Below are 23811 nucleotides of genomic sequence, written 5' to 3'. Positions count from 1 at the left end.
GGTGCCGCTACGTGGCGTAGGGCAACGCAACCTTCGTGGGCGATGCGACTTTGGCTTTCTCCGGTATGGTGACTCCGGCTGCGGCCAGGCGCCTGGCGCTCATTTCCGCGGTAACGTGCTCGCCCACGGTGGGCATGCTCCCCACCGGGACCACGGAGTGAACAATGGTGTGCTCGTACACGTGGACCAGGTTGAACGCCTGGCCGCCGTCCTGGCCACGGGTGCCGCCGACACCGACGTTAAGATCCTGCGTGTAACAGGTGGCTGAGGCCACGGACACCGGAATGCCCGCAAAGGTGGCGGTGGTTGAATAATGCAGGTGCCCCGCGAGAATGCTCCGGACGTCCGAGTTGCGGACCACTGCGGCCAGGTTCGCCTGGTCGCGCAGTTCCACCAGGACGGCCAGATCCAGGACGGACGGAACCGGCGGGTGGTGGAGTGCAAGGATGGTGCCGTCGGGCGCCGGCGTCTCCAGCTCACGGGCCAGCCACTCCAGCTGTGAGGTACTCAGCTCACCGTGGTGGTAGCCCGGGACTGAGGTGTCCAACGTGATGACGCGCAAACCGTTGACGAAGTAGCTGTGGTCCACGGGTAAATCGCTGGCCGGCTGATCCAGCAAGCCGGTGCGGAAGTTGGCGCGGTTGTCGTGGTTGCCCATGGCCCAAATGACCTGAGCACCCAGGTCCTTGCACGCGGGGTCCACGATTGCCCGCAGCTTTGAATACGCCTCGGGATGGCCCTGGTCGGCAAGGTCGCCGGTGAAGATCACGGCCTCGGGCCGTGCCCCGGACGCCCGGACTTCGTCGAAAAGCTGTATGAGCTTGGCTTCGCTATCAACTGCGCCGTAGAGGGGATCCGGACCTCCCATCAGGTGGGGGTCGCTCAGGTGAAGAAGGAAGTGGCGCGGCCGGGGGTGTTCGGCCTCGATGTGCTTCATTGCTGCCTCTGTGGTCGGTGGGAAACGGCGCTTCCCTTCTACCCTTCAGTAACTATTATCCAACCAGACATTGGGGAAATTTGAAGTTAATTTCCCCCGGCAAGTTGGAAAATGCCAAAAGAATTAGGCTTTTGAATGAGATGAGGTGCTCTTCGGTTCATCAAATTCGGCCAGCGCCTGCTGAATTGCTTCGAGGATCTCCGGAGAGTCGGGAACTACGGTGGGGGCGAAGCGTCCCACCACCTCACCCGTGCGGCTAATCAGGAACTTCTCAAAGTTCCACTTGACCAGGCCCGGCAGCACGCTGGTCTTGAACTTGGTCAGTTCCGCGTAGAGCGGATGCTGGTCCTTGCCCCGCACATTGGCCTTGGCGGTCAGCGGGAACGTCACGCCGAAGTTCCGCTCGCAGAACTCGGCGATCTCGCCGTCCGTGCCCGGTTCCTGGCCCGCGAACTGGTTGCACGGCACGCCGAGGATCTCAAACCCCTGGTCCCGGAACTTCTCATAGAGAGTCTCGAGGCCGGCGTATTGCGGTGTCAGGCCGCACTGCGACGCCACGTTGACCACCATCACCACGTTTCCCTTGAACCGGCCGAAGTCAGTCGGGGTGCCGTCGTTGAGCATCAGCGGGATGGTGTACAGAGAGGTCACAGCGCCGTCCTTGGTGAGGTTGGTCATGCAGGTGATTCGTTGCCAACCATCAACAGTACGGGCGGACGCTGGGAGTTTTCTGTCAGTGCTTCGCCGGCGCGGTCGCCGGGGACGTGGTTGGCGTTTCCCCCGGCTGCTCCGACTGCTCCGACTCGGAGGGAGACCGCCGTGCCGGCGACGATGTGGCGCCGGGGACGGCGGCCGTTGGCGCCACCGGGGCGGTTGTCGCTGTGGGTGATGCCGGCCGGGTCGCCGGAGGGGCGGTGGCGGTACGGGAAGCAGACGCGGTGGGCGTCGCAGACGCAGTTGCCGTAACCGTCGGCGTCGGAGTCACGCTCTGCGTTCCGGTGGCCGTACCCGTTGGCGAAGGCGTCGCAGTTGCCGTTCCCGTTGCTGTCCCCGTTGGCGACGGCGTCGAAGTTGCCGTACCTGTTGCTGTCCCCGTTGGCGACGGCGTCCCCGTTGCCGTACCCGTCGGCGACGGCGTCGAAGTTGCCGTCCCTGTTGCTGTTCCCGTTGGTGACGGCGTCCCGGTCGGCGTGCCCGTCGGCGACGGCGTCCCGGTCGGCGTGCCCGTCGGCGACGGCGTCCCGGTCGGCGTACCCGTCGGCGACGGCGTCGCAGTTGCCGTCCCCGGCGGCGGGGGTGACGGAGTTGCCGTTGGCGTGGCGGAAGGGGTCGGCGTCGGCTGAGCCTGGGCGGCGGGCGGCGGCGCAGGCAGTTCGTTATCACCGTGGAGAACCGTGTGGCTGTTGTCTGCGGCAACGGGGATCGCCCACGGCAAAGCGGTTCCGGCATCCGCGGCCTTGCCTTCGTAGCTGACCATCGCAATGTCCGCCAGCATGTCCACCTGGTGGATGGGCAGGAGCGTCCAGTTCAGAGGACTGGTATGGATCCCGTGGAGGATGGTCTCAAAATGCAGGTGGCAGCCCGTGGACCACCCGGTGGTGCCCACGCGTGCAATGATCTGGCCCACCTGCACGGTATCCCCCGTCCGGACGGCAATCGCCTGCAGGTGGTTGTAGGTGGTGATCAGCCCGTTGCCGTGGTCAATCTCCACGCGGTTTCCGCCGCCCCATGGGTGCCAGCCAGCGGCGCGGACCACGCCCGTGTCGGCCGCATAGACCCTGGTGCCGCACCCGGCGGCAAAATCCTGGCCCAGGTGGAAGTCCCCGAGGTGGCCCGTGATGGGACTGATGCGGAACCCGAAGGGTGAACTCGCCGTGAGTTCTTCAAGGGGGGCCATCAGGGAGCCTTCCGGCGGTCGCTGCAACTGGGCGGAGGCCACATTCAGCGGAGCCTTACCGTCCCTTGCGATCGTTCTGACAAGGGTGCGGCCAAAGGGAACAAGCGCCCTTCCGTCCGTCAGGAAGGCTGGAGTCAAGGCCGGCGCAGAAACGTAACCGGTGGCAGCCTCCGGCAAAGCGCCCGCGTGTTGGAGCGGCGGGAGGGCGGGAAGCCCTAGAGCGAAAGAAGCCGTGACCATGGCGGCGCAGGCCGCCAAGGCGCGTACCGCCGTCGCGCAGGCGCCTGGAGATTCAGTGTCCCGGCCGGAACCCCAATGATTTCCCACTCGCTGACTCCCGGTTGGCCCGTCGGACCCCAATCCGGACGGACTTTCCATCCCATGGGACCACACGCGCCCCATGCCTGTGAACCCCGTAAACGTCATTCGTGGGCTATTTGTGGCTCTGCGGAAACCCACCTCCGCACGGTCATCGGCAAGAATGGGATATGCACAATTTCCTCAGGGAATGGCAGGGCGAACTGAAGCGTGTCTTCACAGGGAGCGCGGACGCCCTGCCTGAGTGGGTTCCTCGGCTGGCGGACGGGAACGACGCCGGATATCACCTTCCGGGTTCAGCTGTCTGGGCGGTGCACGGGTCCATGACCCCGATCGTCGCCGGCATCCGCGCGCTGCTTATGCAGTCGCTGCACCCCGCCGCGTTGGCCGGCATCCACGAGCATTCCGATTTCCGCGCAGATCCGCTCAGAAGGCTCGCCCGGACCATCCAGTGGATCTTTACCGTCACGTACGGCTCCACAGCCGCCGCCGAGCAGGCTTCGGCCAGGGTACGGCGCCTGCACGTGCCGGTCCAGGGCAGCTATAGCGACCGGCACGGTGTCCGGCACACCTATTCGGCCAACGATCCCGACCTGGCCCGCTGGGTACACCTCGCGTTTGTGGACGCATTCCTTGCAGCCCACAAAATCTGGGGCGGCAGTATCCCCGGTGGTCCTGACGCGTACGTCCGTGAATGGGCCCAGGCGGGACGGCTGATGGGAGTGGAGGATCCGCCGCTGAGCGAAGCTGAGATGAAGCTGCAGCTGGACAGCTACTACAGCAACGGCGAACTGCTGGCGGACAGCCGGGTGGCCGAGACCGTCGGCTTCATCCGCAACCCGCCACTGCACCCCATGCTCCGGCCGGGGTACCGGATTGTCTTCGCCGGCGCCGTCTACAGCCTGGAACCTCGCTTCCGCCAGATGCTGGGGCTCAAGGTTCCACGGCTGGGGCCCTTCCCGCTCCCGGTCAGGCTGGCCACCAAGGTGACCCTCGGCGTCGTACGCTTTGCCCTGGGACGGGGCCCCGGACCAAGCGAGCAGGCCGCCCGGCGGCGGCTCCGCCGGCTCGGCTATCAGGCCGGGTAGCGGGTCCGGTACAGCAAAAACCCGGCCCTGACAGGTCAGGACCGGGTTTTCGTTTGGCGGAGAATGGGGGATTTGAACCCCCGAGGGCGTTAACCCAACACGCGTTCCAGGCGTGCGCCATAGGCCGCTAGGCGAATTCTCCAGCTGCTTCTGAATCAAAAGCAGGTACTAGACTACCTGAACTTTCCAGCATCGCCCAATCGGGCTCTTTCCGGCCTCCTCGAATGGCCGTTAACGTCAAAATGGACGCCCCCAATGCGCCCATTCCCACGGAACACCGTTGAGCTGCCGGGTCCAGCCCTCCAGCCAGGCCCCGCAGCTCACAACCTTGAGATTGCCCCAATCGGTGTACATACCCATGATCGGCCCTGCCCGCCGGATAAGCAATGAAAATGGCTCCCCTTTACCTGGGTGCTTTGGCAGGATGAAGCCATGACACAGCTGCACGCCAAGGTGGCTTACGTTCCGGAGTCCCACGCTGAGTCGCTCCTCCAGGCAATTGGCGAGGCCGGCGCAGGGCGGATCGGAAACTATTCGCATTGCTCCTTTGTAGCGCCGGGGACAGGCCGGTTCACGCCGCTGGATGGCGCCCAGCCTTATATCGGCTCCGTGGGATCGGGCGAACGGGTGCCTGAGGTCCGGGTTGAGTGCGTTGTGGAGGAAGAGATGCTCGACGCCGTTGTGCTGGCACTGCGCGCCGCCCACCCCTACGAGGAACCGGCATTCATGACCTGGCCCGTCGACGGCTGGCGACGGTAAGGCGCGAAAGGGAAGCAGCTGCCAGGCCTGCCGTGGCGCCGGTTCGAGCCGCAGCAAAAGTTCGGGTAAAGTTGTCTGCGGCCCCTCATGTGGCGTCATCCTGTTGAACTCCCCCAGGACCGGAAGGTAGCAAGGGTAAACGGGCTCTGGCGGGTGCATGAGGGGTCTTTACTATTCCCCCACAGGGCGACCGCCAGCGGGGGATCTGATTGTCTGCCCGGATTGGTAGGGTTTTTACGTGACTGTTACAACCACCGCCCTGTACCGCAGATACCGTCCGGACTCCTTCGCTGACGTTATCGGGCAGGAACACGTCACGGAGCCGCTGATGACGGCCCTGCGCAAAAACAGGGTGAATCACGCCTATCTCTTTTCCGGTCCGCGCGGCTGCGGCAAGACCACCTCCGCCCGCATCCTGGCCCGCTGCCTGAACTGCGCCCAGGGCCCCACGGACACGCCCTGCGGAACCTGCCCCAGCTGTGTTGAACTGGCCCGTGGCGGCCCGGGGTCCCTCGACGTCATTGAGATCGATGCCGCCAGCCATGGCGGCGTGGACGATGCCCGCGATCTTCGCGAACGCGCAACCTATGCCCCGGTCCGTGACCGCTACAAGATCTTCATCATCGATGAGGCCCACATGGTCACGCCGGCCGGCTTCAACGCGCTCCTCAAGATCGTCGAAGAACCGCCGGAGCACATCAAGTTCATCTTCGCCACCACGGAGCCGGACAAAGTCATCGGCACCATCCGCTCGCGCACCCACCACTACCCCTTCCGGCTGGTGCCGCCTGAGCCGCTGATGGCGTATCTGGAACTGTTGTGCAACCGGGAAAACGTACCGGTGGCGCCGGGCGTGCTGTCCCTGGTGGTCCGGGCCGGCGGCGGATCCGTCCGCGACTCACTGTCCGTGTTGGACCAGCTCATGGCTGGCGCCGGAGCCGACGGCCTTGACTATGAGCTCGCCGTGGCCCTCCTCGGCTACACCCACGCATCGCTGCTCGACGACGTAGTTGAGGCCGTTGCCGCTTCCGATGCCGCCACGGTCTTCAAAGCAGTGGACCGGGTCATCCAGACCGGCCACGATCCGCGACGGTTCGTCGAGGACCTACTGGAACGCTTCCGCGACCTCATCATCGTCCAGGCCATGCCCGAAAGCGCCCAGGTCATTCTGCGCGGCATGCCGGCGGACCAGATCGCCCGCCTCCAGAACCAGGCGCATAACCTCGGTGCCGCCGAACTCTCACGTGCCGCGGATGTCACCAACACTGCGCTGACCGAGATGACCGGTGCCACCTCGCCCCGGCTACACCTTGAACTTCTCTGTGCCCGTATCCTGCTGCCAAGCTCGGAACAGACCGAACGCGGAATCGCTGCGCGGATCGACCGTGTGGAGCGCCGGCTGAACTACGCCGGGGGCGAGGACGCCGCGCCGCCGGCAGGTGCCCCGGGTTCAGCCGTACGCGTCCCGGCAGCGCCGGGTTCAGCGCCAGCCGCCCGGGTGCACGCTGCGCCCGTTCCGCCTGCCCCCGCGCCCGCAGTGCCGCTTCAGCCCGCGCCGCTGCAGGCAGCGCCGGTACAGGCAGCGCCAGTACAGGCAGCGGCCGCTCCGGGAGTGCCTGCGCAAGCGACACCGGTTCCAGAGAGAGCCGCCGCCTCGGCGCCCGCCACCTCCCCCGGCCCGGACCCTGTCCGGCAGCCGGAAATTAGCGCCGCGGACGCAAGGACACCGCTGACGCCGCCGCGGGTCAGCACCAGCGACTGGCCCGTGGACGAGAACTCGGGTGCCCGGCCGCAGGCTGAGGCCCGCACCCGGCAGCCAGAGGCCCGTCCCCCCGCTGAGGCCCGGACCCAGCAGGCCGAGGCGCGGCCCGAGACAGCTGTACAGCAGCGGCCCGGTTCATCCGCGCCTTCGGCTCCCGCTGGCCCCGCTGCGACAGGTGACGTTGAGGTCCTGCGCCGCGCGTGGCCCGAGATCCTCCAGACACTGTCCAAGATCAAGCGCAGCACCTGGGCCCTGGTGGAACCGAACGCCCAAGTGGGCGCCTTCGACGGTCAGGTCCTGACCCTTGCTTTCACCACCACTGGTTTGGCCGGCGCCTTCGGCCGGGCTGACCATTCGGAGAACCTCCGGCAGGCGATCCACAAGACGGTGGGCATCGACTGCCAGATCACGGCCATCGCCGGGGGCGCCAACAGCTCAGCGAGCTCTGAGCCAAACCCAAAAGCACCCGTTAGCGCGCAGGCCCCGCCAAGCTCCGCAATCGCACCAAGCTCGGCAGATGTCGCCTGGGGGCTGGCCCCCGCAGGCGTTGCTGCTGCGGCCCCCGGCCAGGCCGCGCCACCAGCCCAAGCCCCGGCACCGGCACCGGCACCCAGTCAACCCCAAGTCGCGGCAGCCACCCCGGCCGCCGGCCAAGACTCTTCGGCTGTCCCGGCCCCGTCCCAGGTCCCGGCCCCGGCTGCGACAACAGCTTCAACGGCTCCCGAACCCGCCGCATCAAGCACGGCCGCCGTCGAGCCTGCAGCAGAGACGCCGCACGGAAGGAACGGGCTGGAGCAGCAGGTCCAGCAGCCTCCCGTCGAGCCTGAGGCCGGCTCTTACGCCTACTCCGATGACGACTGGGGTCCCCCGCGGGACGAGGATGCGCCTCCTCTCGACGAGGAACCGCCCCTGGACTGGGATCCTTCTACTCCGCCCGAACCGCGGCGCGTCACGCCACAAGCCCGGCCGGCTGCGGCGAAAGACGGTAAACGGCCACCCCGGCCCGGTAGCGTGGGGTCCGTCTCCGGCAGTGTGCCAAAGACCGCCGCTGCGGCCGTCGTCGCGCCCTCACCCGATACCTCCCATGACCCCTGGGGCCGCGCCGTGGAGCAGGCGCCGGGCGTTTGGGTGGTGGGCACCGAGCCCAACGTTGGGAAGAGCCCGGCAGCATCCGTCCCTGACGAAGCCGCTGCAACGCCCGCACCTGACTACGAGCCCGCCGCCGCTCAGATCCCCGCAGCTTCGGCCCGCACACAGTCGGCAGCAGACGCCAGCTGGGGCCTGCCGCCCGCGTCATCCAGCCCTTCTTCGGATCATTCCGCGGCCGCCGTCCGTTCAGCGGATACCGGCGCGTCCGGAATCAGCGGAGGCGAGGTCCCCCCGGCCCGCGTGGCTACGGCCGAGCCCCCCGCATCTCCGGCGGGGTTCCCGCCGGCTCGCGTTCCTTCAGCGGACGCCGGGACGCCGCAAAGCCCCGCGGCCGGGCATACCGCCGCCGGGGCAGGAGCACCGGGAAGCCCGTCCCCGGACGGGGGCGCGGTTGCCCCCGCACCGGCCAAGGCCCGCGAGTACGCCATGGCGTCGACGGCGCCCGTGGCATCAGCTGCGGCGCCGGCACCCTTGCAGCCGGCACCGGCCACATCTGCTTCGGCTGCCCAGGCCCGGCAAAGCCTCTACCAGCGGCTCTCCAATAGTCCCGAGGCCGAGGCCGGGCGTGCCAAGGCTCCTGCCCGTGCGGCGGCAGCGACGTACGTTCAGGACATCCCGAGCGCGGACGACGAGACCATCGAGGAATCGGGCGTCTTCGGACGTGCCGCCGTCGAGCGTATTCTGGGCGGGAAGCTGATCGAGGAGCGCTCCCCGGACGGAACCCCGATCGTTCCCCGTTTCTAGGCACAGTGTTTCCAGGCACAGTGTTTCCAGGCCCCGGCGCCGCCGGGGCACCCCGCTCCATTCATCATCCGAGCCAAACCAAAAGAGGAAAACGTGTACGAAGGCGCAGTCCAAGAGCTGATCGACGAGCTCGGACGCCTTCCCGGCGTAGGTCCAAAGTCGGCCCAGCGGCTGGCGTTCCACATTCTCGAAGCCGACCCGCAGGATATGAAACGCCTCGTGGAGGCGATCACCACGGTCAAGGAACGGGTGAAGTTCTGCACGGTCTGCGGGAACGTCACCGAGCAGGAACTGTGCAACATCTGCCGGGACCCCCGGCGTGACCCCTCCGTCATCTGCGTGGTGGAGGAATCCAAGGACGTCCTGGCGGTGGAGCGCACCCGGTCCTTCCGGGGCCGGTATCACGTGCTGGGCGGGGCCATCAATCCGATCGCCGGTGTGGGACCGGAACAGTTGCGGATCCGTGAACTCCTGACGCGGCTGAACGATGGCGCCATCCAGGAAGTCATCATTGCCACCGACCCCAACCTCGAGGGTGAAGCGACGGCGACTTACCTCGCCCGGATGCTGAAGACCATCGGCATCGCCGTCACCCGCCTTGCCTCCGGGCTGCCCGTCGGCGGCGACCTTGAGTACGCGGACGAGGTCACCCTTGGCCGGGCCTTCGAGGGCCGCCGCAACGCCCTGACCTAGGCAGGCTCAGGCGATGCGCGTTCCCCGCGCAAGCCGGTGGGCGGGGGTGCGCAGTTCACGCCATCCCAACCACAGCAGCAGCCCGGCAAACACACACTGCAGGCCCAGCCCGAGCGGCCACAGAGGCGAGGACTGCGCCAGGTACCTTGGCTTGGCTTCCCCGTTGGCGCACGGGTAGGTGCCGTCCGGCCCTGCCATGGCGTAGCGGGCACCCTGGCTTATGGTCTCAATGGCGCCCACCGGTGATGACATGCCGTAGGCATTGGAGGTCCGTACCGGGTAGGGAATGGCGTCGGCCACCACCACGTAGGGGTTCATGGCAAGCATCCACGCCACCCGCTCAGTGTGCACTGCCGGCTGTTCGCGCAGTGGACCGGAGCACGTGTATTCGGGGTCCGCCGGGGCGGGTTGCTCCTCCATCGGCACATATGGAGAGTAGCTGCGGTACTGCGCCTGGTTGGCCATGATGGTGCCCTGCGAGAGCCCCGTTCCCAGCCCGAAGGCGATCAGGGAGCCGAAAACCAGCCCGGCCACGGCAAGGTAGGTGACCACAATGGAGAACAGCGGGCGTCCTGCGAGCGCGGAGATTCCGACGCCGACGGCACACACCACGCCCACTTCCACGGCGAGCATCAGCAGTGCCACCAACACGTGCCCCGGCGTCATGCCGCCAAGGGCGACGCCCGTAATCAGGAACGGCGCACTGGCTACCAGGAACGCGAGGGCGGCCGCCCAGGCGGCGAAGAATTTGCCCCACAGGATCTGCCCGGGCCGGAGCAGTGTCACCTGCAGGATGGCAAGGGTGCCGCCCGCCCGGTCGCCGTTGACGGCATTCGCAGACAGCGCAGGGGCCACCAGCAGCGCGAAGAGGAGGACAAACGCGAGCACCACTTCGAAGATCATGGACCCGGGCCCCGTCGCCGCCGCCGCACCGCCCGGATAGGACCGCTGCGCTTCCTGCTGGGCGTTCCAGGCGGCCCACGTCAGCCAGGTCACGAGCCCGGTCAGGAGGAACCAGATTCCCAACATGATGTACCAGCCGCGAGACCGGAGCCGCTGCTTGAGTTCAAGGACCACCACATCCCAAATACCGCCAAAGTAGCCGCCCCCACGTCCCTGCACGGGCGGCGGCTGCGTTGTTTCCGTCCGCTGGCTCATCGCCGCTCCCCCTCCAGGTTCATGTATGTCTCTTCCAGGGCACCCGAGGCGGGCGCGAACGAGCTGACGGGGACGCCCGCCAGCACCAGGTCGCGCAGAAGGCGCGCGGCGTCGTCGTCGTTCATCAGCAGCAGGCTGACGGCCGGCCGGCGGCCGTCCTCCACCCGGAACGTCAATCCCAGTTCGTTGAGTTTCGCGGCGAGCGCGGCGCCGTCCGTTGCCGAGATGGCGTAGCGCCGGCCTGCTGCGGCCGCCTCGTCGGTGGTCTGGTGCCGAATGGACCGTCCGCGGTCAACGAACACGGCGGCGTCGGCAATTTCGTCAAGCTCGCTGAGCACGTGCGAGGAGACCACAACGGCCTTTCCCTCCGCCGCCAGCTGCCGCAGCATCACGCGCAGTTCAACCCGTGATCCCGGGTCCAGTCCGGACGCCGGCTCGTCAAGGAGCAGGACGGAGGGATCGTGGATCAGGGCGCGGGCGAGGCTGAGCCGCTGCTGCTGCCCGCGGGAGAGGACCCGGGCCGGCTGGTCGGCGAGATCGCCCAGGCGGACCCGGTCCAGCATGTCCGTGACCCTCGTCGGAATGCCGGCTTTGGGCAGCCGGTAAAAGCGGGCCATTTGTGTGAGGATCTCGCGGGCGGTCAGCGACTCCCATACGCCCAGGGTGTCCGGCATCCAGCCGATCCGCCGGCGCACCTCGGCCCGGTGGTGCTGCGGGTCAAGCCCCTCCACGGTGACGGTACCGGAATCCGGCGCCAGCAGTGAGGCGAGCATCAGCAAGAGGGTGGTTTTTCCGGCGCCGTTAGGCCCGATCAGGGCGGTGACTTTGCCGGCCGGAGCATGGAAGTCCATATGCTCGACGGCGTGCACCTGCCCGAAGCTGCGGCTCACCGCCGTCGCAGTAATGCCGCCCGTCCCAACGCCCGCGGGCTGCCGCGATCCATCCGGTTCGTCCCGATTTGCTGTCATTCCCCGTGCACCTGTCCCCCAAGCCATTGCATGCATACCAATCATCCGAGACTACGCGTGCGGCGGCGGCGCCGGCTCAACCGGAAGGCTGAGATTCGGTCACAATTCCCCGCCTGCGGCCCGCGGCGATAAACTGGCGTGAACACGTCACGCCGTCCAGCCGCATATGGCCGTGCCTGACCCCCGAACTCCGATTGATCCAGTGAAGGTACGCGCATGAGTACGCCCACTTCCGAAGTGAACGCAGCCAGCCAGCAGCAGATGCTGCCCGAAAGTGCTGCCGTCACCAAACAGCTGATCGTGCAGAAGTTCGGCGGTTCGTCCGTTTCGGATGCCGACGGCGTCAAGCGCGTCGCCAAGCGCGTGGTGGACGCCCAGCGCGCCGGCAACGAAGTGGTGGTAGTGGTCTCAGCGATGGGTGACACCACCGACGAACTGCTGGACCTCGCCAGCCAGGTCACCGATTCCGCCCCCGCCCGTGAGATGGACATGCTGCTCTCCGCGGGCGAGCGCATCTCCATGGCGCTGCTTGCCATGGCCATCAACAAACTTGGCGCCTCCGCCCAGTCCTTCACCGGCTCCCAGGCCGGCATGATCACGGACGGCATCCACGGAAAGGCGCGCATCATCGACGTCGATCCGCACCGGATCCGCACATCCCTGGACAAGGGGCACATCGCCATCGTGGCCGGATTCCAGGGCATGAGCCGCACCACCCATGAGATCACCACGCTGGGCCGCGGCGGCTCAGACACCACCGCCGTCGCGTTGGCTGCCGCACTGGAGGCAGACGTCTGCGAAATCTACACCGACGTGGACGGCATCTACACCGCCGACCCCCGGGTGGTTCATTCCGCCCGGAAGATCGATACGATCTCCAGCGAGGAAATGTTGGAGCTTGCCGCGTCCGGCGCGAAGATCCTGCACCTGCGCTGCGTCGAATATGCCCGCCGTTTCGGCGTGCCTCTGCATGTCAGGTCCTCATTCAGCCAGAACGAAGGCACCTGGGTCATTCCCAGCGCCGAAGACAAGATCACCACTCAAGAGGGAGTTGCCTTGGAGCAGCCAATCATCTCCGGCGTCGCACACGACCGTTCCGAAGCGAAGGTCACCGTTGTGGGGGTGCCGGACATTCCGGGCAAGGCCGCCGCGATCTTCCAGGTCATTGCCGACGCCCACTCGAACATTGACATGATCGTGCAGAACGTTTCCACGCACGGTACGGGCAAGACGGACATTTCCTTCACCCTTCCCATCGTGGAAGGCGCCGAAGCTTTGGCCGCACTCAGGGCTGCCCAGCCGGACATCGGCTTCGAAAACATCGAGTACAACGAGAAGATCGGCAAACTGTCGCTTATCGGTGCGGGCATGCGCTCCCACCCCGGCGTCTCCGCAACGTTCTTCAAGGCCCTGTCCGATGCAGGGATCAACATCAACATGATTTCCACGTCAGAGATCCGGATTTCCGTGGTCACCCACGCGGACCTCCTTGATGACGCCGTCCGGGCCATCCACAAGGCCTTCGACCTGGACAGCGAAGTCGAAGCCACGGTCTACGGCGGCACCGGCCGCTAGGCGCACCCCGCCCGATCAACGCGACTCAACGCAACGCGGGGTCACTCCCGGCCCGATAACTATGGTTTATCAGGCCGGGAGTGACCCCGCGTTTTTCTGTCGAGAGCGGGCAGGGGACCCTAGACGGGTCAGGTCAGCTTGTCCAGGTCTTCGCGGCGAATCGCGTAATGATGCCCCTCGGTATCCGTCTCTACAACAAAGTGCGAGAGATCCTCGTCAGAGGCCTGTTCGAACTCGTCATGCTTGTGGACCACGGGTGCATCCGAGTCAAGACGCGTTGCCGGTCCAAAGACAAAACGGAGCCTGTCGGTCACGTTCATAAAGCCAGTGAGCGCGTGTCCCATTATTTCCACCCCCTTCCCGCGTTACGGGCGAAAGAGCTACTGACCCCTCCTGGAGCCAGTGCCCTTATTTTACGCCCGCATCCCAAAAAAGGATCCGCAGGTGGCGTCGGCGGGGCAGGCGCAGGGAGCTTAGCGCAGGGACTGGTCCTCGGGGTTCCGGGGCACCACGTAGGTGCTCCCGTCGGCGCGCGTGACCGTTTCCCACTGCTGGGTTTCCCGCTCACGCTGGACGAGGAGGGCCCGGTTCTCTTCGGTCATGTCATGCACCAACGAACTGCGGTTGGCCGGTCCGAAGATGACCCGTAGCTTGCCGGTGGCCCGCATGAACCGCTGGGACGCGTTGCCCTTGCCGGCTGAATTGCCTTTGCCCATTGACGTCAACCCTTCGCTAAACCAATGACTCGTTCCAGTGTACGCTAACAATTAGTGCACTAACCTTTGGAGGATTGTGATGACGGCCCTATACAACGCCGCCGAGCTTCAGGACAACGATCTCCTGCTGGAACAGCAGCTCTGCTTTGCTCTCACTGTGGCATCCCGAAGCGTAGTGGGCGCCTACAAACCGGTCCTGGACACTTTGGGGCTGACCCACCCGCAGTATCTGGTGATGCTCTGCCTGTGGGAGTCGGCTCCCCGGACGCTGCGGAACATCAGCGAAGCCCTCGCCCAGGCGCCGGCCACCATCTCACCGCTTCTTCGGCGGCTCGAGGAAGCTGGGTTCGTCACGCGCCAGCGGGTGGACGGGAATGAACGCACCCTGGCAGTGGGCCTGACTCCCGCCGGCGCCGCGCTTCGTCAGCAGGCCTTGGCAGTTCCGGGCATCATGATGGACCGGCTGGGCCTGACCCGCGAACAGGTCAGCGAACTGCACAGTTCAATGATGGCGCTCATCGCCGCGACGACGGCCGAACAAGCGGCGGCAGACCACGCGGACGCAGGCAGCGCGTAAAATGGCAGCAATCTAGGAGGGTACATGTCTTTGCGAACCGTACGGCCGTTCCTGGCGATTCTTGCCGTGGCCGGGCTCGCTGCGTGCACGGCCACGCCCGGTCCGGCCCCGTCATCGGGAGGCCCGACGGCCAGTTCCTCCGCCACGGAAAGCGCCTCGGCCACCCCGGCTCCGGACACCGAGACCACCGTTCCCGCGCCGTCGCCGTCCGCACCGCCGGGCCCTACAGCGGGCCCGGGCGCCGGCAACGCCGAGCTTGCCATCATGGTCAAACCGTCCCCTACCGAACCGGCCCTGAATTACACCCTCGTCTGCCGGGACGGAGTCCCCGCTCCCGAAAGCAAACACCCTAAGGCTGACGCCGCCTGCGCCGCCCTCAAGAGCAATGCAGCCCTCCTTAGCCCTGCTCCAAAGAACACCAACCGGGTCTGCACCGAGCAGTACGGCGGCCCCGAGACCGCCACGGTGACCGGCATCGTGGACGACACCCCCGTGGACACCTCCTTCGCCCGGACCAACGGCTGCGAAATTGGGGCTTGGACAGCAGCCGAAGACGTTCTGGGTGCCACCGGTGGAGCCTCTTAGCCTCCTGGCGGGCGATGAGTGGCGCACCCGCGAGGAAGCGCACCAGCAACGCGTCCGCCGGTACGCCGATCCTTACCTTGCCCGCCGCTCCGCCGGCCGGAAGCACCCCGTGGAGGACTTCCTCTTCACCTACTACACCCAGAAGCCCGGCCAGCTGCTGCGCTGGCACCCGGGCTCCGGCGTCGTACTCACCGGCGAAGCTGCGGCCGCCCGCAGCGGGTGGAAGCATTACAGAACGCTCGACGACGGCGAACTCGCCGCAGCCGGGCTGCCTCCGGGGACCACGGCGGTCACCTTTGACCGCGGCGCCTTCCTGGCGGACCGGCGTGAGGCTGTGGCATTCGCAGACATCATTCTCCGCGGCACCGCCGCCCGGGCCGCGCAGTTCGGCTGCTTCGGCCTGCACGAGTGGGCCATGGTCTACCGCCAGGACAAATTCGACCTGCGTCACGAGTACCTCCGGCTGAGGCTGGGTTCGGAGGGTACGGACAAGGTGGTGGAGGACAACCGGATCCGGTGCTCACACTTCGACGCCTTCCGGTTCTACACCCCCGACGCCGCGGGGCTCAACGAACTGACGCCCAGCCGCGAAAACCAGCGGCACATGGAGCAGCCGGGGTGCCTGCACGCCAATATGGACCTTTACAAGTGGGCCTACAAGCTGCTGCCGGCGCTGCCCAGCGAACTGGTCATGGACTGTTTCGAACTGTCCTGGCGGATCCGGGCCATGGACATGCAGGCCTCGCCCTACGACCTGGCCGAGTGGGGCTACCCGCCCATCCAGATCGAGACCCCCGAAGGTAAGGCCGCCTACGTGGAGCACCAGCGCGCCTTCGCGGCGGAGGCAGCTGCCCTCCGCTCGCTCCTCGCAGAGTCGCTGGCCCCACTCTCTGCAACGGTCCTGCCGTGACCGGACCGGCCGGTGAGAACACGGACGGCGTGGACCTGACCATCAGGCTCCGGGAGGATCCCGCCGCCGGCGAGTACGTGTTCCGCCTGGTGGCAGCGGGCGGCAGGGTCCTGGACGGCTCCACGCTCCCGGCGCCGGTTGCGGCACTGGAGGCGGTGGAGCGCTTCGGACAGGACACGTTCTTCCCGAAACCGGGCCCGCCGAGGCTCTGCACACAGCAGTATGGCGGACCGCAGGTGGCCGAAGTGACCGGGACTTTTCACGGGCGCCGTGTGCGGATGGTTTTCCGGCGCACGGACGGCTGCGAGATCGCCCGCTGGAACGCTATGTCCGCACTGCTCGGCGGAACACCCGGGGCAGGGAAGCCCGCCCCCTAGAGGGTCCGCCGCCTGCGGGGTGCAAAACCGAAAGCGCCCCGGCCGCAACTTCACGGACCGGGACGCTTTCATTCCTGCACTTGGAGCAGTCGGTACTTATGTGGTGCCCTGTTTCAACCGGCGAACCTAGCCGGCCGGGATCCTGTCCGCCGGCACCATCTGCGGCGCGCCCGCCGGGGCCGGGGTACCGGCGCCCACCTGGACGTTGACCAGAGTTTTAATGCCGTTGGTCCCCAGCTTGAGGCGGGACAGGTAGGAGCCCTCCGTGAGCCCCTTCCAGTTCAGCGTCGCTGCCGTGGCTGTGCCGTTCGGCGCCACGATCGGGTTGGGGGTGACCGTGAGGTTCGCGGCGTCTCCCGAGAGGGCGGCCGCCTGGACGGTGGCCTTGGCGGCGCCGTTGTCCGGCGTCGAGTAGAGGTTGGCCACAATGAAGTAGGTGCCCGCCCGCGGCGACTCGAGTTCAAGGAACTCACTGGCGGACGCCGTCGCTACCTGGGTGGGAACCAGCCCACCGGCACCATTCGGGACATAAACCACCATGTCCCAGTCGACGTCGTTCCGTTCCGACTGGACCCCGATGCGGGCGAAGGTGGCACCCGCAGGAACCGTCACGCTCAGCAACGCATTGTGCGCATCATTGGTTGCTGCGTACGCACCCGGCGTCTTGGAAATGGCAGTCTGGCTTACCGGGGCGAGTCCCTCGACCGCTACGGCGAGCGGAGCGTCGGAGCCGGACACGAGGTCCATTGTTCCGCTGCCGGTCCCTGTGGGGGAACTGAAGGAGAAGGACGGCGCGATCCTTGCATCAACGGGCCGCACGGCCATGGGGGACGTGACGGTCCGCGGACCCTTCCAGGTCAGCGTGCCGGTGGTGAATTTACCGACCGGCGCGCTGACGTTGCGGATGGTGAGCGTCACCTCGCGGGTCTGGCCCGCCTTGGCGAAGTTCAGCGCCTGCGGCTCCACTGCGACGCTGAATCCGGGCAGGTCCACCTGCGGCCGGTACATGCCCGGAACCAGCGCTGTCAGCCGGCGTTTGACCTGTACTTCTCCCACCAGGCTGCCGACGGCGATGGACGGCAGGTTCAGGTCCTGGGCAGCGACCGTCCCGGCCTCGGGTGCGCCCGTCGCAACACCCTGGCTGTTCAGGAAGCCCAGCCAGTCCTTGACGCCGGAGTCATAGACCAGGCCGGGATCGAGGACACGGAGGGAATCGATGTGCCCGGCGCCGCCGTCGAACGGATTTTTGTTGGGCGTGCCGTCGGCGTTGACCAGCGGGTAGGCGGTGGTCATCATGGCGGACTTGACCGTGGCAGGGCTCCAGCGCGGCTGCGCGCTGAGCACCAGGGCGCCGAAACCGGCGATGTGCGGTGCTGCCATGGACGTGCCGGACATAAACCCGAACTGGGCACCCTTGTTGCCGATGGTTGAAACACCGGCGAGCACGTTAACGCCGGGGGCGGAGATGTCCGGCTTCAGAAGGTCGCCGCCGGACGCGAGCGTGGGGCCGCGGGAGGAGAACCCTGCCACCTGTGGTGCGGGAGGGAGCGGTTCTCCGGTGAGGTCTCCCTTGAGGAGGCTCACCGTCAGCGCCGTGTTGCCGGCGAGCTTGGACTTCAGTTCCAGGCTCTTGGGAGCATTGACGTGGACCGTGGGGATGACGTGGTTATCGGCGTCTTCCGAGCTATTGGTGAGGTTGACCAGGATCATCCCCACACCGCCCTTGGTCTGGACCTCGAGGCTCTTGGCCGTCCGGTCCACCACACCGCGGTCACAGACCACAACTTTGCCGGTCACCTTGGCCGCATCGAGGGTTCCGGGGCCGCACAGGTTGGGGTTGGCCGCACCGGCGGCTGCAGCGTCAGCGGCAACAATCGCGGGTTTGTCCGTGACTTCGGCCTTCATGATGGACGCCCCGCGGTACACGCTTCCGTCTGACAGCTTGACTGTGCCAAGGAGTTCACTGGGGAACGTGGAGGCCGCTACGGTGGTCAACCAAGGTGAGGCATGGTTGACGGTGGATGCGCCCGGCCCGGAGTTGCCGGCGGAAGCAGCGACGAACACTCCGGCCGCGGCAGCATTGAGGAAGGCGAGCGCCACGGGATCACTGGTGCTGTCCGTGTTGCCTGAAATGGAGTAGTTCAGGACGTCAACGCCGTCCTGAACGGCGGCGTCAATGGCTTCGATGGACGCCGAGGTGTAGCAGCCGCCGGTGGCCGGGTTGTCATCCTCCCAGCAGATCTTGTAGACGGAAACCTTGGCGGCCGGTGCCACTCCGGAACTCTTGCCGAAGCTCATGCCGTCGAGCACCTGTTCAACGTTGGCGTTGCCGGCCGCGGTGGTGGCCGTGTGCGTGCCGTGGCTCCCAACGTCCACGGGAGAGATCAGTTCCTGCGGTGCACGGTTTCCCGGCTTGACGGACTGCAGGAAGGCGTCAGCAAAGTAGCGGGCGCTGACCACTTTGGAGTTGCACAGGGTTCCGTCGAATGCTGCTCCGGTGTCCACACCCTTCTGGCATTCGCCTTTGAACATGGTGCCGTCAGCCTTGAGCATGGCGATGCGTCCGTCGGTATCGCGGTAGGGCTGGCCCATCTGGGCGGGGCCGCTGAGCGGCTGGACCGGCTCACCCTTCAGGAAAGGGTTGTCCGGGGCATAGCCGGAGTCAATGACGCCCACCACGACCCCCTTGCCTGCGTTCGCTTCGCCGCCGAAGCGGGTCGCCCAGGCACCCTCTGCGCCGGTGAGCTTCAGGAAGTCCGTGGTGGTGTAGTCGGGCGCATTCTCGACGTCGGGTTGAACCGTCAGCACCCTGGCATCTTTGGAAAGCTCGGCGGCCTGCGCTGCCGTCAGCTCTGCCGCGAACCCGTTCAGGGCCGCCGTGAACTGTTTCGACGGCGTCACTCCCTGCCGGGCGGCGACGTCCTGCTGCGTCTTGCGGAGGTGGGCATCGTATGCCTTGAAGTTAGGGCTGCCTGCGTCGAGCTTGCGGCCGTTCTGCGGCTTGGTGGCCAGCAGGCCCGGCGTCTCCCCCTCATAGGCGGCCGCGGCCTTGGCCGCGAGGACCACAATGTAGCGGCCATCCTTGAAGTCACTCGCGGCAGACTTCTGTGCGGTTACTGCCGTATTCAGGCCGGCGGGCGCCGCGGTAGCGGGGCTCATCGCCATCGAGGTGAGGAGCAGCGGCAAGCCCACGGCAAATGCCGTAGCTTTCCGGAGTCCCCTGCCCCGGACAGGGCGTTTTGCAGTTGATTTCACGAGCGACTACACCTTTCACGAAGAACGCCGGCCAGGTCGCCGGTCTGGAGCAGCTGGAGCGGCAAATCGCATTACAGGTTTTGTAATGCTGTGACCAGCCGCTACAAACAGTACAGACTGAGAGCTCAATATGACATAGAACACATCCATGTTTTGTGCTCAATCATCCAACTTTCAGGCTGGCACCGGAAGACCGGCCGGGGCCGCGCCGGATCCCCGGACTATGAGGGCCGTTGGCAGGGTCAGCGATCAACCCCACAACGCCGTGCTCCGCGGGCGACGGCGTGTCAACAGCTTGACAGGGAAGTCACTTCAATTACCCGGGGGACGTGGGCGGGACCGGCGCACCGTCGAGCCCGCGGAAGCTCTCTGTGGCCGGGGCTGGTGGTCCGCGGTGACGGGTCGCCTCCCGGCCCTGACACAGACACAGACACACAAAAGCGGGCGCCCCGACGAGGGACGCCCGCTTCACGACTTAGTGGTTCTTGGTGCCGGCTAGCCTACTGCCTCGGAGTGCGCACCACGTCACTGATCCACTGCCGGGTCTTCTCGTCCACGGGTCCGGCTACCCGGGTTTCCCGGGCCGCCCTGTCGGCCTTGATCTTTTGCATGACCATCCGGCCCAGCCCGGCGAATACGGCAACGGCCATGAGCGGCAACAGCAGGGACTTCGATTTTTCAGCCATGACGCCATCCTAGTGACGCCGCCTCCACGGGGCCAGAGCCGCCGTCGTTCATCACCTCCGAGAACCCGGAGCCCGCCTGATGAAGTGACGGGGCCCACCGAATACGGGGTGGGGCGTTCCGGCCGGTAGAATGGGCTGGCAAGCTCGCGGAGCGCCCGTCCTCACTGTAAAGGCACTGTTGAAAAGCAGGCCCCCACAACTTCTGGAACGGCGTAAGACGGCACCACTCCGCTGCGCCCTTACCCAAAGCTCACGCACAGGAGTTGCCGGATGCCCCGGATCGTTGTTGACGTCATGCCCAAGCCCGAGATTCTGGACCCGCAGGGGAAGGCCATCGTGGGTGCACTCCCCCGGCTGGGTTTCACCGGCTTTAGCTCTGTCCGTCAGGGCAAGCGCTTTGAACTGACGGTTGACGGCGAGGTGACGGACGCAATCCTGGCCCAGGCCCGCGAAGCGGCCGAGACCCTGTTGTCCAACCCCGTGATCGAAGACGTGGTCAACGTCGAGGTCGTCGAGGCCTGAGATGAGTGAACTTCCCCTGATCGGCGAGGCGGCCGCCGTCGACCCCGATGCCCGCAGGCTCGCCGGGGCCCGGATCGGTGTTGTCACCTTCCCCGGCACCCTTGACGACCGCGACGCCGCCCGTGCAGTCCGGCTTGCCGGTGGCACCGCGGTGCCGCTCTGGCATGCAGACACCACCTTGGGCGACGTTGACGCCGTGGTGATTCCCGGCGGTTTCTCCTACGGTGATTACCTCCGCGCCGGCGCCATCGCCCGTTTCGCGCCGCTGATGTCCAAGATCATCGACGCGGCCAACTCCGACGCCAAGCTGCCCGTCCTGGGCATCTGCAACGGCTTCCAGATCCTGACCGAGTCGCACCTGCTGCCCGGCTCCATGATCAAGAACGACCACCTGAAGTTCCTGTGCCGCGACCAGGTCCTGCGCGTGGAGAACAGCAACACCGCGTGGACCCTCGACTACGAGGCCGGCCAGGAAATCACGGTGCCGCTGAAGAACCAGGACGGCCAGTACATCGCCGACGAAAAGACCCTGGACGCCCTCGAGGCTGAGGGCCGCGTGGCCTTCCGGTACGTCGGCTTCAACCCGAACGGCTCGCGCCGCGACATTGCCGGCATCTCCAACGCCGCCGGCAACGTGGTGGGCCTCATGCCCCACCCGGAACACGCTACCGAGGTTGGCTTCGGCCCGGAATCGCTGGATGGGATCGGCGGCACGGACACCGACGGCCTCGGCTTCTTCACGTCCGTCCTGAACAAGATTGTGGGAGGCGCCAAGTGACCACGGAAACCACCAAGAAGTTCAACATCGACACCGTCGAGAACGCCGCCAAGACCCCGGACACCGAACTGCCCTGGGCCGAACTGGGCCTGAAGCAGAACGAGTTCGACGAGGTAGTCAAGGTCCTGGGCCGCCGCCCCACCGGCGCCGAACTGGCCATGTACTCCGTCATGTGGAGCGAGCACTGCTCCTACAAATCCTCCAAGAACCACCTGCGCCAGTTCGGCGACAAGGTGACCGAGGAAATGAAGAAGGACATGCTGGTGGGCATCGGCGAAAACGCCGGTGTGACCAACCTCGGGGACGGCTGGGCCGTAACCTTCAAGATCGAGTCCCACAACTCGCCGTCGTTCGTGGAGCCCTATCAGGGTGCTGCCACGGGCATCGGCGGCATTGTCCGCGACATCATCTCCATGGGCGCCCGCCCCGTGGCCGTCATGGATCCGCTGCGGTTTGGCGCCATCGACCACCCGGATACCGCCCGCGTGATGCACGGCGCAGTGGCCGGCATCGGAGGCTACGGCAACTCGCTGGGCCTGCCGAACATCGGCGGCGAAATGGTGTTCGACCCCATCTACCAGGGCAACCCGCTGGTTAACGCCCTCGCTGTTGGCGTCATGCGCCACGAGGACATCCGCCTCGCCAACGCTTCGGGCAAGGGCAACAAGGTGGTCCTGTTCGGTGCACGCACCGGCGGCGACGGCATTGGCGGCGCGTCCGTGCTGGCCTCGGAGTCCTTCGATGACACCAAGCCCTCCAAGCGCCCCGCAGTGCAGGTGGGCGACCCCTTCGCGGAGAAGGTCCTCATCGAGTGCTGCCTGGAACTGTTCAAGGGCTCACTGGTTGAAGGCATCCAGGACCTCGGCGCGGCAGGCATTTCCTGCGCCACATCCGAGCTGGCATCGAACGGCGACGGCGGCATGCAGGTTGAGCTGACCTCCGTCCTGTTGCGCGATCCCACCCTGACCCCGGGCGAGATCCTGATGTCCGAGTCGCAGGAACGCATGATGGCCGTGGTCACCCCGGAAAACATCAAAGCCTTCGAAGCCGTGATGGACAAGTGGGCCGTGGAGTACTCCTGGCTCGGCGAAGTCACCGACACCGGCCGCCTGATCATCACCTGGGACGGCGTGGTCATCGTGGACGTTGACCCGCGCACCGTGGCACACGACGGCCCGGTCTACGATCGCCCGTATGCCCGCCCCTCATGGCAGGACTCGGTCCAGGCCGATTCCTTCACCGGTTCCGTGCAGGACGCCGGCCGTCCCGCCGCCCCCGCGGAACTGGCTGCCGCTGTCACCGAGCTCATCGCCTCGCCGAACATGTGCTCCAAGGCCTGGATCACCAACCAGTACGACCGCTACGTGGGCGGCAACACCGCCATGGCGTTCCCGGACGATGCCGGCGTGGTCCGTGTTGATGAGGAAACCGGCCTGGGCGTCGCCCTGGCCACCGACGCCAACGGCCGCTACACCTACCTTGACCCGTACCACGGCGCACAGCTGGCCCTGGCCGAGGCCTACCGCAACGTGGCCACCTCCGGCGCCGTGCCGATGGCAGTCAGCGACTGCCTGAACTTCGGCTCCCCCGAGGACCCGGACGTGATGTGGCAGCTCGCCGAAGCCATCCGCGGCCTGTCGGACGCCTGCATGGAACTGGGCATCCCGGTCACCGGCGGCAACGTCTCGCTGTACAACCAGACGGGCACCATCCCCATCCACCCCTCCCCCGTGGTGGCGGTACTGGGCAAGCTCGACGACGTTGCCCGCCGCACGCCGTCGGGCTGGCGGGAGGATGGCATGGCCATCTACCTGCTGGGTACCACGGGCGCCGAGCTGGACGGTTCCGAATGGGCCAACATGCGCGGCCACCTCGGCGGACAGCCGCCCAAGGTTGACCTCGCCGCCGAGCGCGCACTGGGCGAGATCCTGATCAACGCCTCCCGCGACGGCATGGTGGACTCCGCACACGACCTCTCCGAAGGCGGCCTCGCGGCAGCCCTGGTGGAGTCCTCGCTGCGCTACGGCGTGGGTGCCCGGATTGCCCTGCAGGACGTCATGGACCGCGACGGCGTCGACCTGTTCACCGCGCTGTTCTCCGAGTCCCAGGGCCGCGCCATTGTAGGCGTGCCCCGCTCCGAGGAAGTCCGCTTCCAGGACATGTGCACCGCCCGCGGCTTCGCCCACCTCCGCATCGGTGTGGTGGACGCGGCAAGCGGCCAGCTGGAGATCAACGGCGTCGACACCCTGTCGCTGGATGCCCTCCGCGAGGCGCACGAAGGGACCCTGCCGAAGTACTTCGGCTAACCCCCGCCTCCCCCATCGATTGCTCCGTAACGGCCCTTTTGAACCCTCAAA

21 protein-coding genes, 1 tRNA gene, 1 other RNA gene and 1 pseudogene are annotated in these 23811 nt (G+C 66.5%); 14 read left to right on the top strand and 10 right to left on the bottom strand.

What is annotated here, in order from left to right:
* Window positions 1–7 precede the first annotated feature (7 nt).
* Together PY310_RS09380 and PY310_RS09375 are read right to left on the bottom strand one after the other, a co-directional pair.
* Window positions 8–937, bottom strand: coding sequence for a phosphodiesterase (locus tag PY310_RS09380; RefSeq protein ID WP_275214107.1), 930 nt, complete (start codon window positions 935–937; stop codon window positions 8–10).
* A 123-nt stretch (window positions 938–1060) separates the two neighbouring features.
* Complete coding sequence (locus PY310_RS09375; protein WP_275214106.1) at window positions 1061–1615, bottom strand: glutathione peroxidase; 555 nt, start codon at window positions 1613–1615, stop codon at window positions 1061–1063.
* Between the two features lie 86 nt (window positions 1616–1701).
* Between PY310_RS09375 and PY310_RS09370 the strand changes: the two genes are divergently transcribed.
* Window positions 1702–2280 carry a hypothetical protein gene (locus tag PY310_RS09370; RefSeq protein WP_275214151.1) on the top strand — a complete coding sequence of 193 codons (579 nt, stop codon included), beginning with the start codon at window positions 1702–1704 and terminating at the stop codon, window positions 2278–2280.
* Window positions 2281–2537: 257 nt separating this feature from the next.
* On the opposite strand, the pseudogene PY310_RS09365 reads toward PY310_RS09370, so the two are convergent.
* A pseudogene (locus PY310_RS09365) lies at window positions 2538–2834 on the bottom strand (M23 family metallopeptidase); the annotation flags it as partial.
* A 488-nt stretch (window positions 2835–3322) separates the two neighbouring features.
* On the opposite strand from PY310_RS09365, the gene PY310_RS09360 reads away from it, so the two are divergent.
* Window positions 3323–4240, top strand: a complete 918-nt coding sequence (locus tag PY310_RS09360) for an oxygenase MpaB family protein (protein WP_275214105.1) — start codon at window positions 3323–3325, stop codon at window positions 4238–4240.
* Window positions 4241–4294: 54 nt separating this feature from the next.
* Here PY310_RS09360 and PY310_RS09355 read toward each other — a convergent pair.
* Window positions 4295–4382, bottom strand: a tRNA-Ser gene (locus PY310_RS09355).
* 290 nt (window positions 4383–4672) lie between these two features.
* Between PY310_RS09355 and PY310_RS09350 the strand changes: the two genes are divergently transcribed.
* The 4 genes from PY310_RS09350 (at window position 4673) to recR (ending at window position 9347) form a co-directional block, all read left to right on the top strand.
* Window positions 4673–4999 (top strand): YqfO family protein, encoded by a 327-nt coding sequence (locus PY310_RS09350; protein ID WP_275214104.1) that lies wholly within the window; start codon window positions 4673–4675, stop codon window positions 4997–4999.
* Between the two features lie 76 nt (window positions 5000–5075).
* Window positions 5076–5172: signal recognition particle sRNA small type (ffs, locus tag PY310_RS09345), an RNA gene on the top strand.
* Window positions 5173–5237: 65 nt separating this feature from the next.
* The gene (locus tag PY310_RS09340; RefSeq protein WP_419095463.1) at window positions 5238–8654 is read left to right on the top strand and encodes a DNA polymerase III subunit gamma and tau; all 3417 of its coding nucleotides are present in this window, start codon (window positions 5238–5240) and stop codon (window positions 8652–8654) included.
* A 93-nt stretch (window positions 8655–8747) separates the two neighbouring features.
* Window positions 8748–9347: a recombination mediator RecR gene (gene recR / locus PY310_RS09335; RefSeq protein ID WP_164202505.1), complete on the top strand. Its 600-nt coding sequence runs from the start codon at window positions 8748–8750 to the stop codon at window positions 9345–9347.
* Between the two features lie 6 nt (window positions 9348–9353).
* Here recR and PY310_RS09330 read toward each other — a convergent pair whose 3' ends face one another.
* The gene (locus PY310_RS09330; protein ID WP_275214103.1) at window positions 9354–10505 is read right to left on the bottom strand and encodes an ABC transporter permease; all 1152 of its coding nucleotides are present in this window, start codon (window positions 10503–10505) and stop codon (window positions 9354–9356) included.
* Window positions 10502–11473 (bottom strand): ABC transporter ATP-binding protein, encoded by a 972-nt coding sequence (locus PY310_RS09325; RefSeq protein WP_275214102.1) that lies wholly within the window; start codon window positions 11471–11473, stop codon window positions 10502–10504. The genes PY310_RS09330 and PY310_RS09325 overlap by 4 nt, the downstream gene beginning before the upstream one ends.
* A 216-nt stretch (window positions 11474–11689) precedes the next feature.
* On the opposite strand from PY310_RS09325, the gene PY310_RS09320 reads away from it, so the two are divergent.
* A complete protein-coding gene (locus tag PY310_RS09320; RefSeq protein WP_275214101.1) occupies window positions 11690–13048 on the top strand; it encodes an aspartate kinase in 1359 nt (452 codons plus the stop codon).
* Window positions 13049–13176: 128 nt separating this feature from the next.
* Here PY310_RS09320 and PY310_RS09315 read toward each other — a convergent pair whose 3' ends face one another.
* On the bottom strand, window positions 13177–13392 hold the full coding sequence (locus PY310_RS09315; RefSeq protein ID WP_275214100.1) for a hypothetical protein: 216 nt from the start codon (window positions 13390–13392) through the stop codon (window positions 13177–13179).
* A 129-nt stretch (window positions 13393–13521) separates the two neighbouring features.
* Window positions 13522–13764, bottom strand: a complete 243-nt coding sequence (locus PY310_RS09310) for a hypothetical protein (protein WP_275214099.1) — start codon at window positions 13762–13764, stop codon at window positions 13522–13524.
* A gap of 79 nt (window positions 13765–13843) precedes the next feature.
* Between PY310_RS09310 and PY310_RS09305 the strand changes: the two genes are divergently transcribed.
* The 4 genes from PY310_RS09305 to PY310_RS09290 are packed head-to-tail and all read left to right on the top strand — an operon-like array spanning window position 13844 to window position 16213.
* Window positions 13844–14341, top strand: a complete 498-nt coding sequence (locus PY310_RS09305) for a MarR family winged helix-turn-helix transcriptional regulator (protein WP_275214098.1) — start codon at window positions 13844–13846, stop codon at window positions 14339–14341.
* 24 nt (window positions 14342–14365) lie between these two features.
* Entirely contained in the window at window positions 14366–14926 is a 561-nt protein-coding gene (locus tag PY310_RS09300) for an SSI family serine proteinase inhibitor (protein WP_275214097.1), read from the top strand.
* A complete protein-coding gene (locus PY310_RS09295) occupies window positions 14904–15836 on the top strand; it encodes a 3-methyladenine DNA glycosylase (protein ID WP_275214096.1) in 933 nt (310 codons plus the stop codon). Before PY310_RS09300 ends, PY310_RS09295 begins: the two co-directional genes overlap by 23 nt.
* On the top strand, window positions 15833–16213 hold the full coding sequence (locus PY310_RS09290; protein WP_275214095.1) for a serine protease inhibitor: 381 nt from the start codon (window positions 15833–15835) through the stop codon (window positions 16211–16213). The genes PY310_RS09295 and PY310_RS09290 overlap by 4 nt, the downstream gene beginning before the upstream one ends.
* Window positions 16214–16339: 126 nt before the next feature.
* Here the strand turns inward: PY310_RS09290 and PY310_RS09285 are convergent, their stop codons facing one another.
* The gene (locus tag PY310_RS09285; protein ID WP_419095464.1) at window positions 16340–19378 is read right to left on the bottom strand and encodes a S8 family serine peptidase; all 3039 of its coding nucleotides are present in this window, start codon (window positions 19376–19378) and stop codon (window positions 16340–16342) included.
* 590 nt (window positions 19379–19968) lie between these two features.
* Entirely contained in the window at window positions 19969–20154 is a 186-nt protein-coding gene (locus PY310_RS09280; protein ID WP_275214093.1) for a hypothetical protein, read from the bottom strand.
* 270 nt (window positions 20155–20424) lie between these two features.
* Between PY310_RS09280 and purS the strand changes: the two genes are divergently transcribed.
* From purS to purL, 3 genes are read left to right on the top strand one after another with little or no spacing between them, the layout of a single operon-like run.
* Window positions 20425–20676: a phosphoribosylformylglycinamidine synthase subunit PurS gene (purS, locus tag PY310_RS09275; RefSeq protein ID WP_066287204.1), complete on the top strand. Its 252-nt coding sequence runs from the start codon at window positions 20425–20427 to the stop codon at window positions 20674–20676.
* 1 nt (window position 20677) lies between these two features.
* Window positions 20678–21454 carry a phosphoribosylformylglycinamidine synthase subunit PurQ gene (purQ, locus tag PY310_RS09270; RefSeq protein WP_275214092.1) on the top strand — a complete coding sequence of 259 codons (777 nt, stop codon included), beginning with the start codon at window positions 20678–20680 and terminating at the stop codon, window positions 21452–21454.
* Window positions 21451–23760: a phosphoribosylformylglycinamidine synthase subunit PurL gene (gene purL, locus PY310_RS09265; protein WP_275214091.1), complete on the top strand. Its 2310-nt coding sequence runs from the start codon at window positions 21451–21453 to the stop codon at window positions 23758–23760. The genes purQ and purL overlap by 4 nt, the downstream gene beginning before the upstream one ends.
* Window positions 23761–23811 lie beyond the last annotated feature (51 nt).

The sequence above is a fragment of the Pseudarthrobacter naphthalenicus genome (assembly GCF_029076445.1).
Classification (GTDB): Bacteria; Actinomycetota; Actinomycetes; order Actinomycetales; family Micrococcaceae; genus Arthrobacter; species Arthrobacter naphthalenicus.
Note: the sequence above shows the minus strand (reverse complement) of the source record. Positions and strands in the feature narration are given on the sequence as shown.

What these genes read in the sequence shown, in the direction of transcription:
- PY310_RS09380 (WP_275214107.1), bottom strand. Translation starts at nt 937, where the DNA reads ATGAAGCACATCGAGGCCGAACACCCCCGGCCGCGCCACTTCCTTCTT.
- PY310_RS09375 (WP_275214106.1), bottom strand. Translation starts at nt 1,615, where the DNA reads ATGACCAACCTCACCAAGGACGGCGCTGTGACCTCTCTGTACACCATC.
- PY310_RS09360 (WP_275214105.1), top strand. Translation starts at nt 3,323, where the DNA reads ATGCACAATTTCCTCAGGGAATGGCAGGGCGAACTGAAGCGTGTCTTC.
- PY310_RS09350 (WP_275214104.1), top strand. Translation starts at nt 4,673, where the DNA reads ATGACACAGCTGCACGCCAAGGTGGCTTACGTTCCGGAGTCCCACGCT.
- PY310_RS09330 (WP_275214103.1), bottom strand. Translation starts at nt 10,505, where the DNA reads ATGAGCCAGCGGACGGAAACAACGCAGCCGCCGCCCGTGCAGGGACGT.
- PY310_RS09325 (WP_275214102.1), bottom strand. Translation starts at nt 11,473, where the DNA reads ATGACAGCAAATCGGGACGAACCGGATGGATCGCGGCAGCCCGCGGGC.
- PY310_RS09320 (WP_275214101.1), top strand. Translation starts at nt 11,690, where the DNA reads ATGAGTACGCCCACTTCCGAAGTGAACGCAGCCAGCCAGCAGCAGATG.
- PY310_RS09315 (WP_275214100.1), bottom strand. Translation starts at nt 13,392, where the DNA reads ATGGGACACGCGCTCACTGGCTTTATGAACGTGACCGACAGGCTCCGT.
- PY310_RS09310 (WP_275214099.1), bottom strand. Translation starts at nt 13,764, where the DNA reads ATGGGCAAAGGCAATTCAGCCGGCAAGGGCAACGCGTCCCAGCGGTTC.
- PY310_RS09305 (WP_275214098.1), top strand. Translation starts at nt 13,844, where the DNA reads ATGACGGCCCTATACAACGCCGCCGAGCTTCAGGACAACGATCTCCTG.
- PY310_RS09300 (WP_275214097.1), top strand. Translation starts at nt 14,366, where the DNA reads ATGTCTTTGCGAACCGTACGGCCGTTCCTGGCGATTCTTGCCGTGGCC.
- PY310_RS09285 (WP_419095464.1), bottom strand. Translation starts at nt 19,378, where the DNA reads ATGGCGATGAGCCCCGCTACCGCGGCGCCCGCCGGCCTGAATACGGCA.
- PY310_RS09280 (WP_275214093.1), bottom strand. Translation starts at nt 20,154, where the DNA reads ATGGCTGAAAAATCGAAGTCCCTGCTGTTGCCGCTCATGGCCGTTGCC.
- purS (WP_066287204.1), top strand. Translation starts at nt 20,425, where the DNA reads ATGCCCCGGATCGTTGTTGACGTCATGCCCAAGCCCGAGATTCTGGAC.
- purQ (WP_275214092.1), top strand. Translation starts at nt 20,678, where the DNA reads ATGAGTGAACTTCCCCTGATCGGCGAGGCGGCCGCCGTCGACCCCGAT.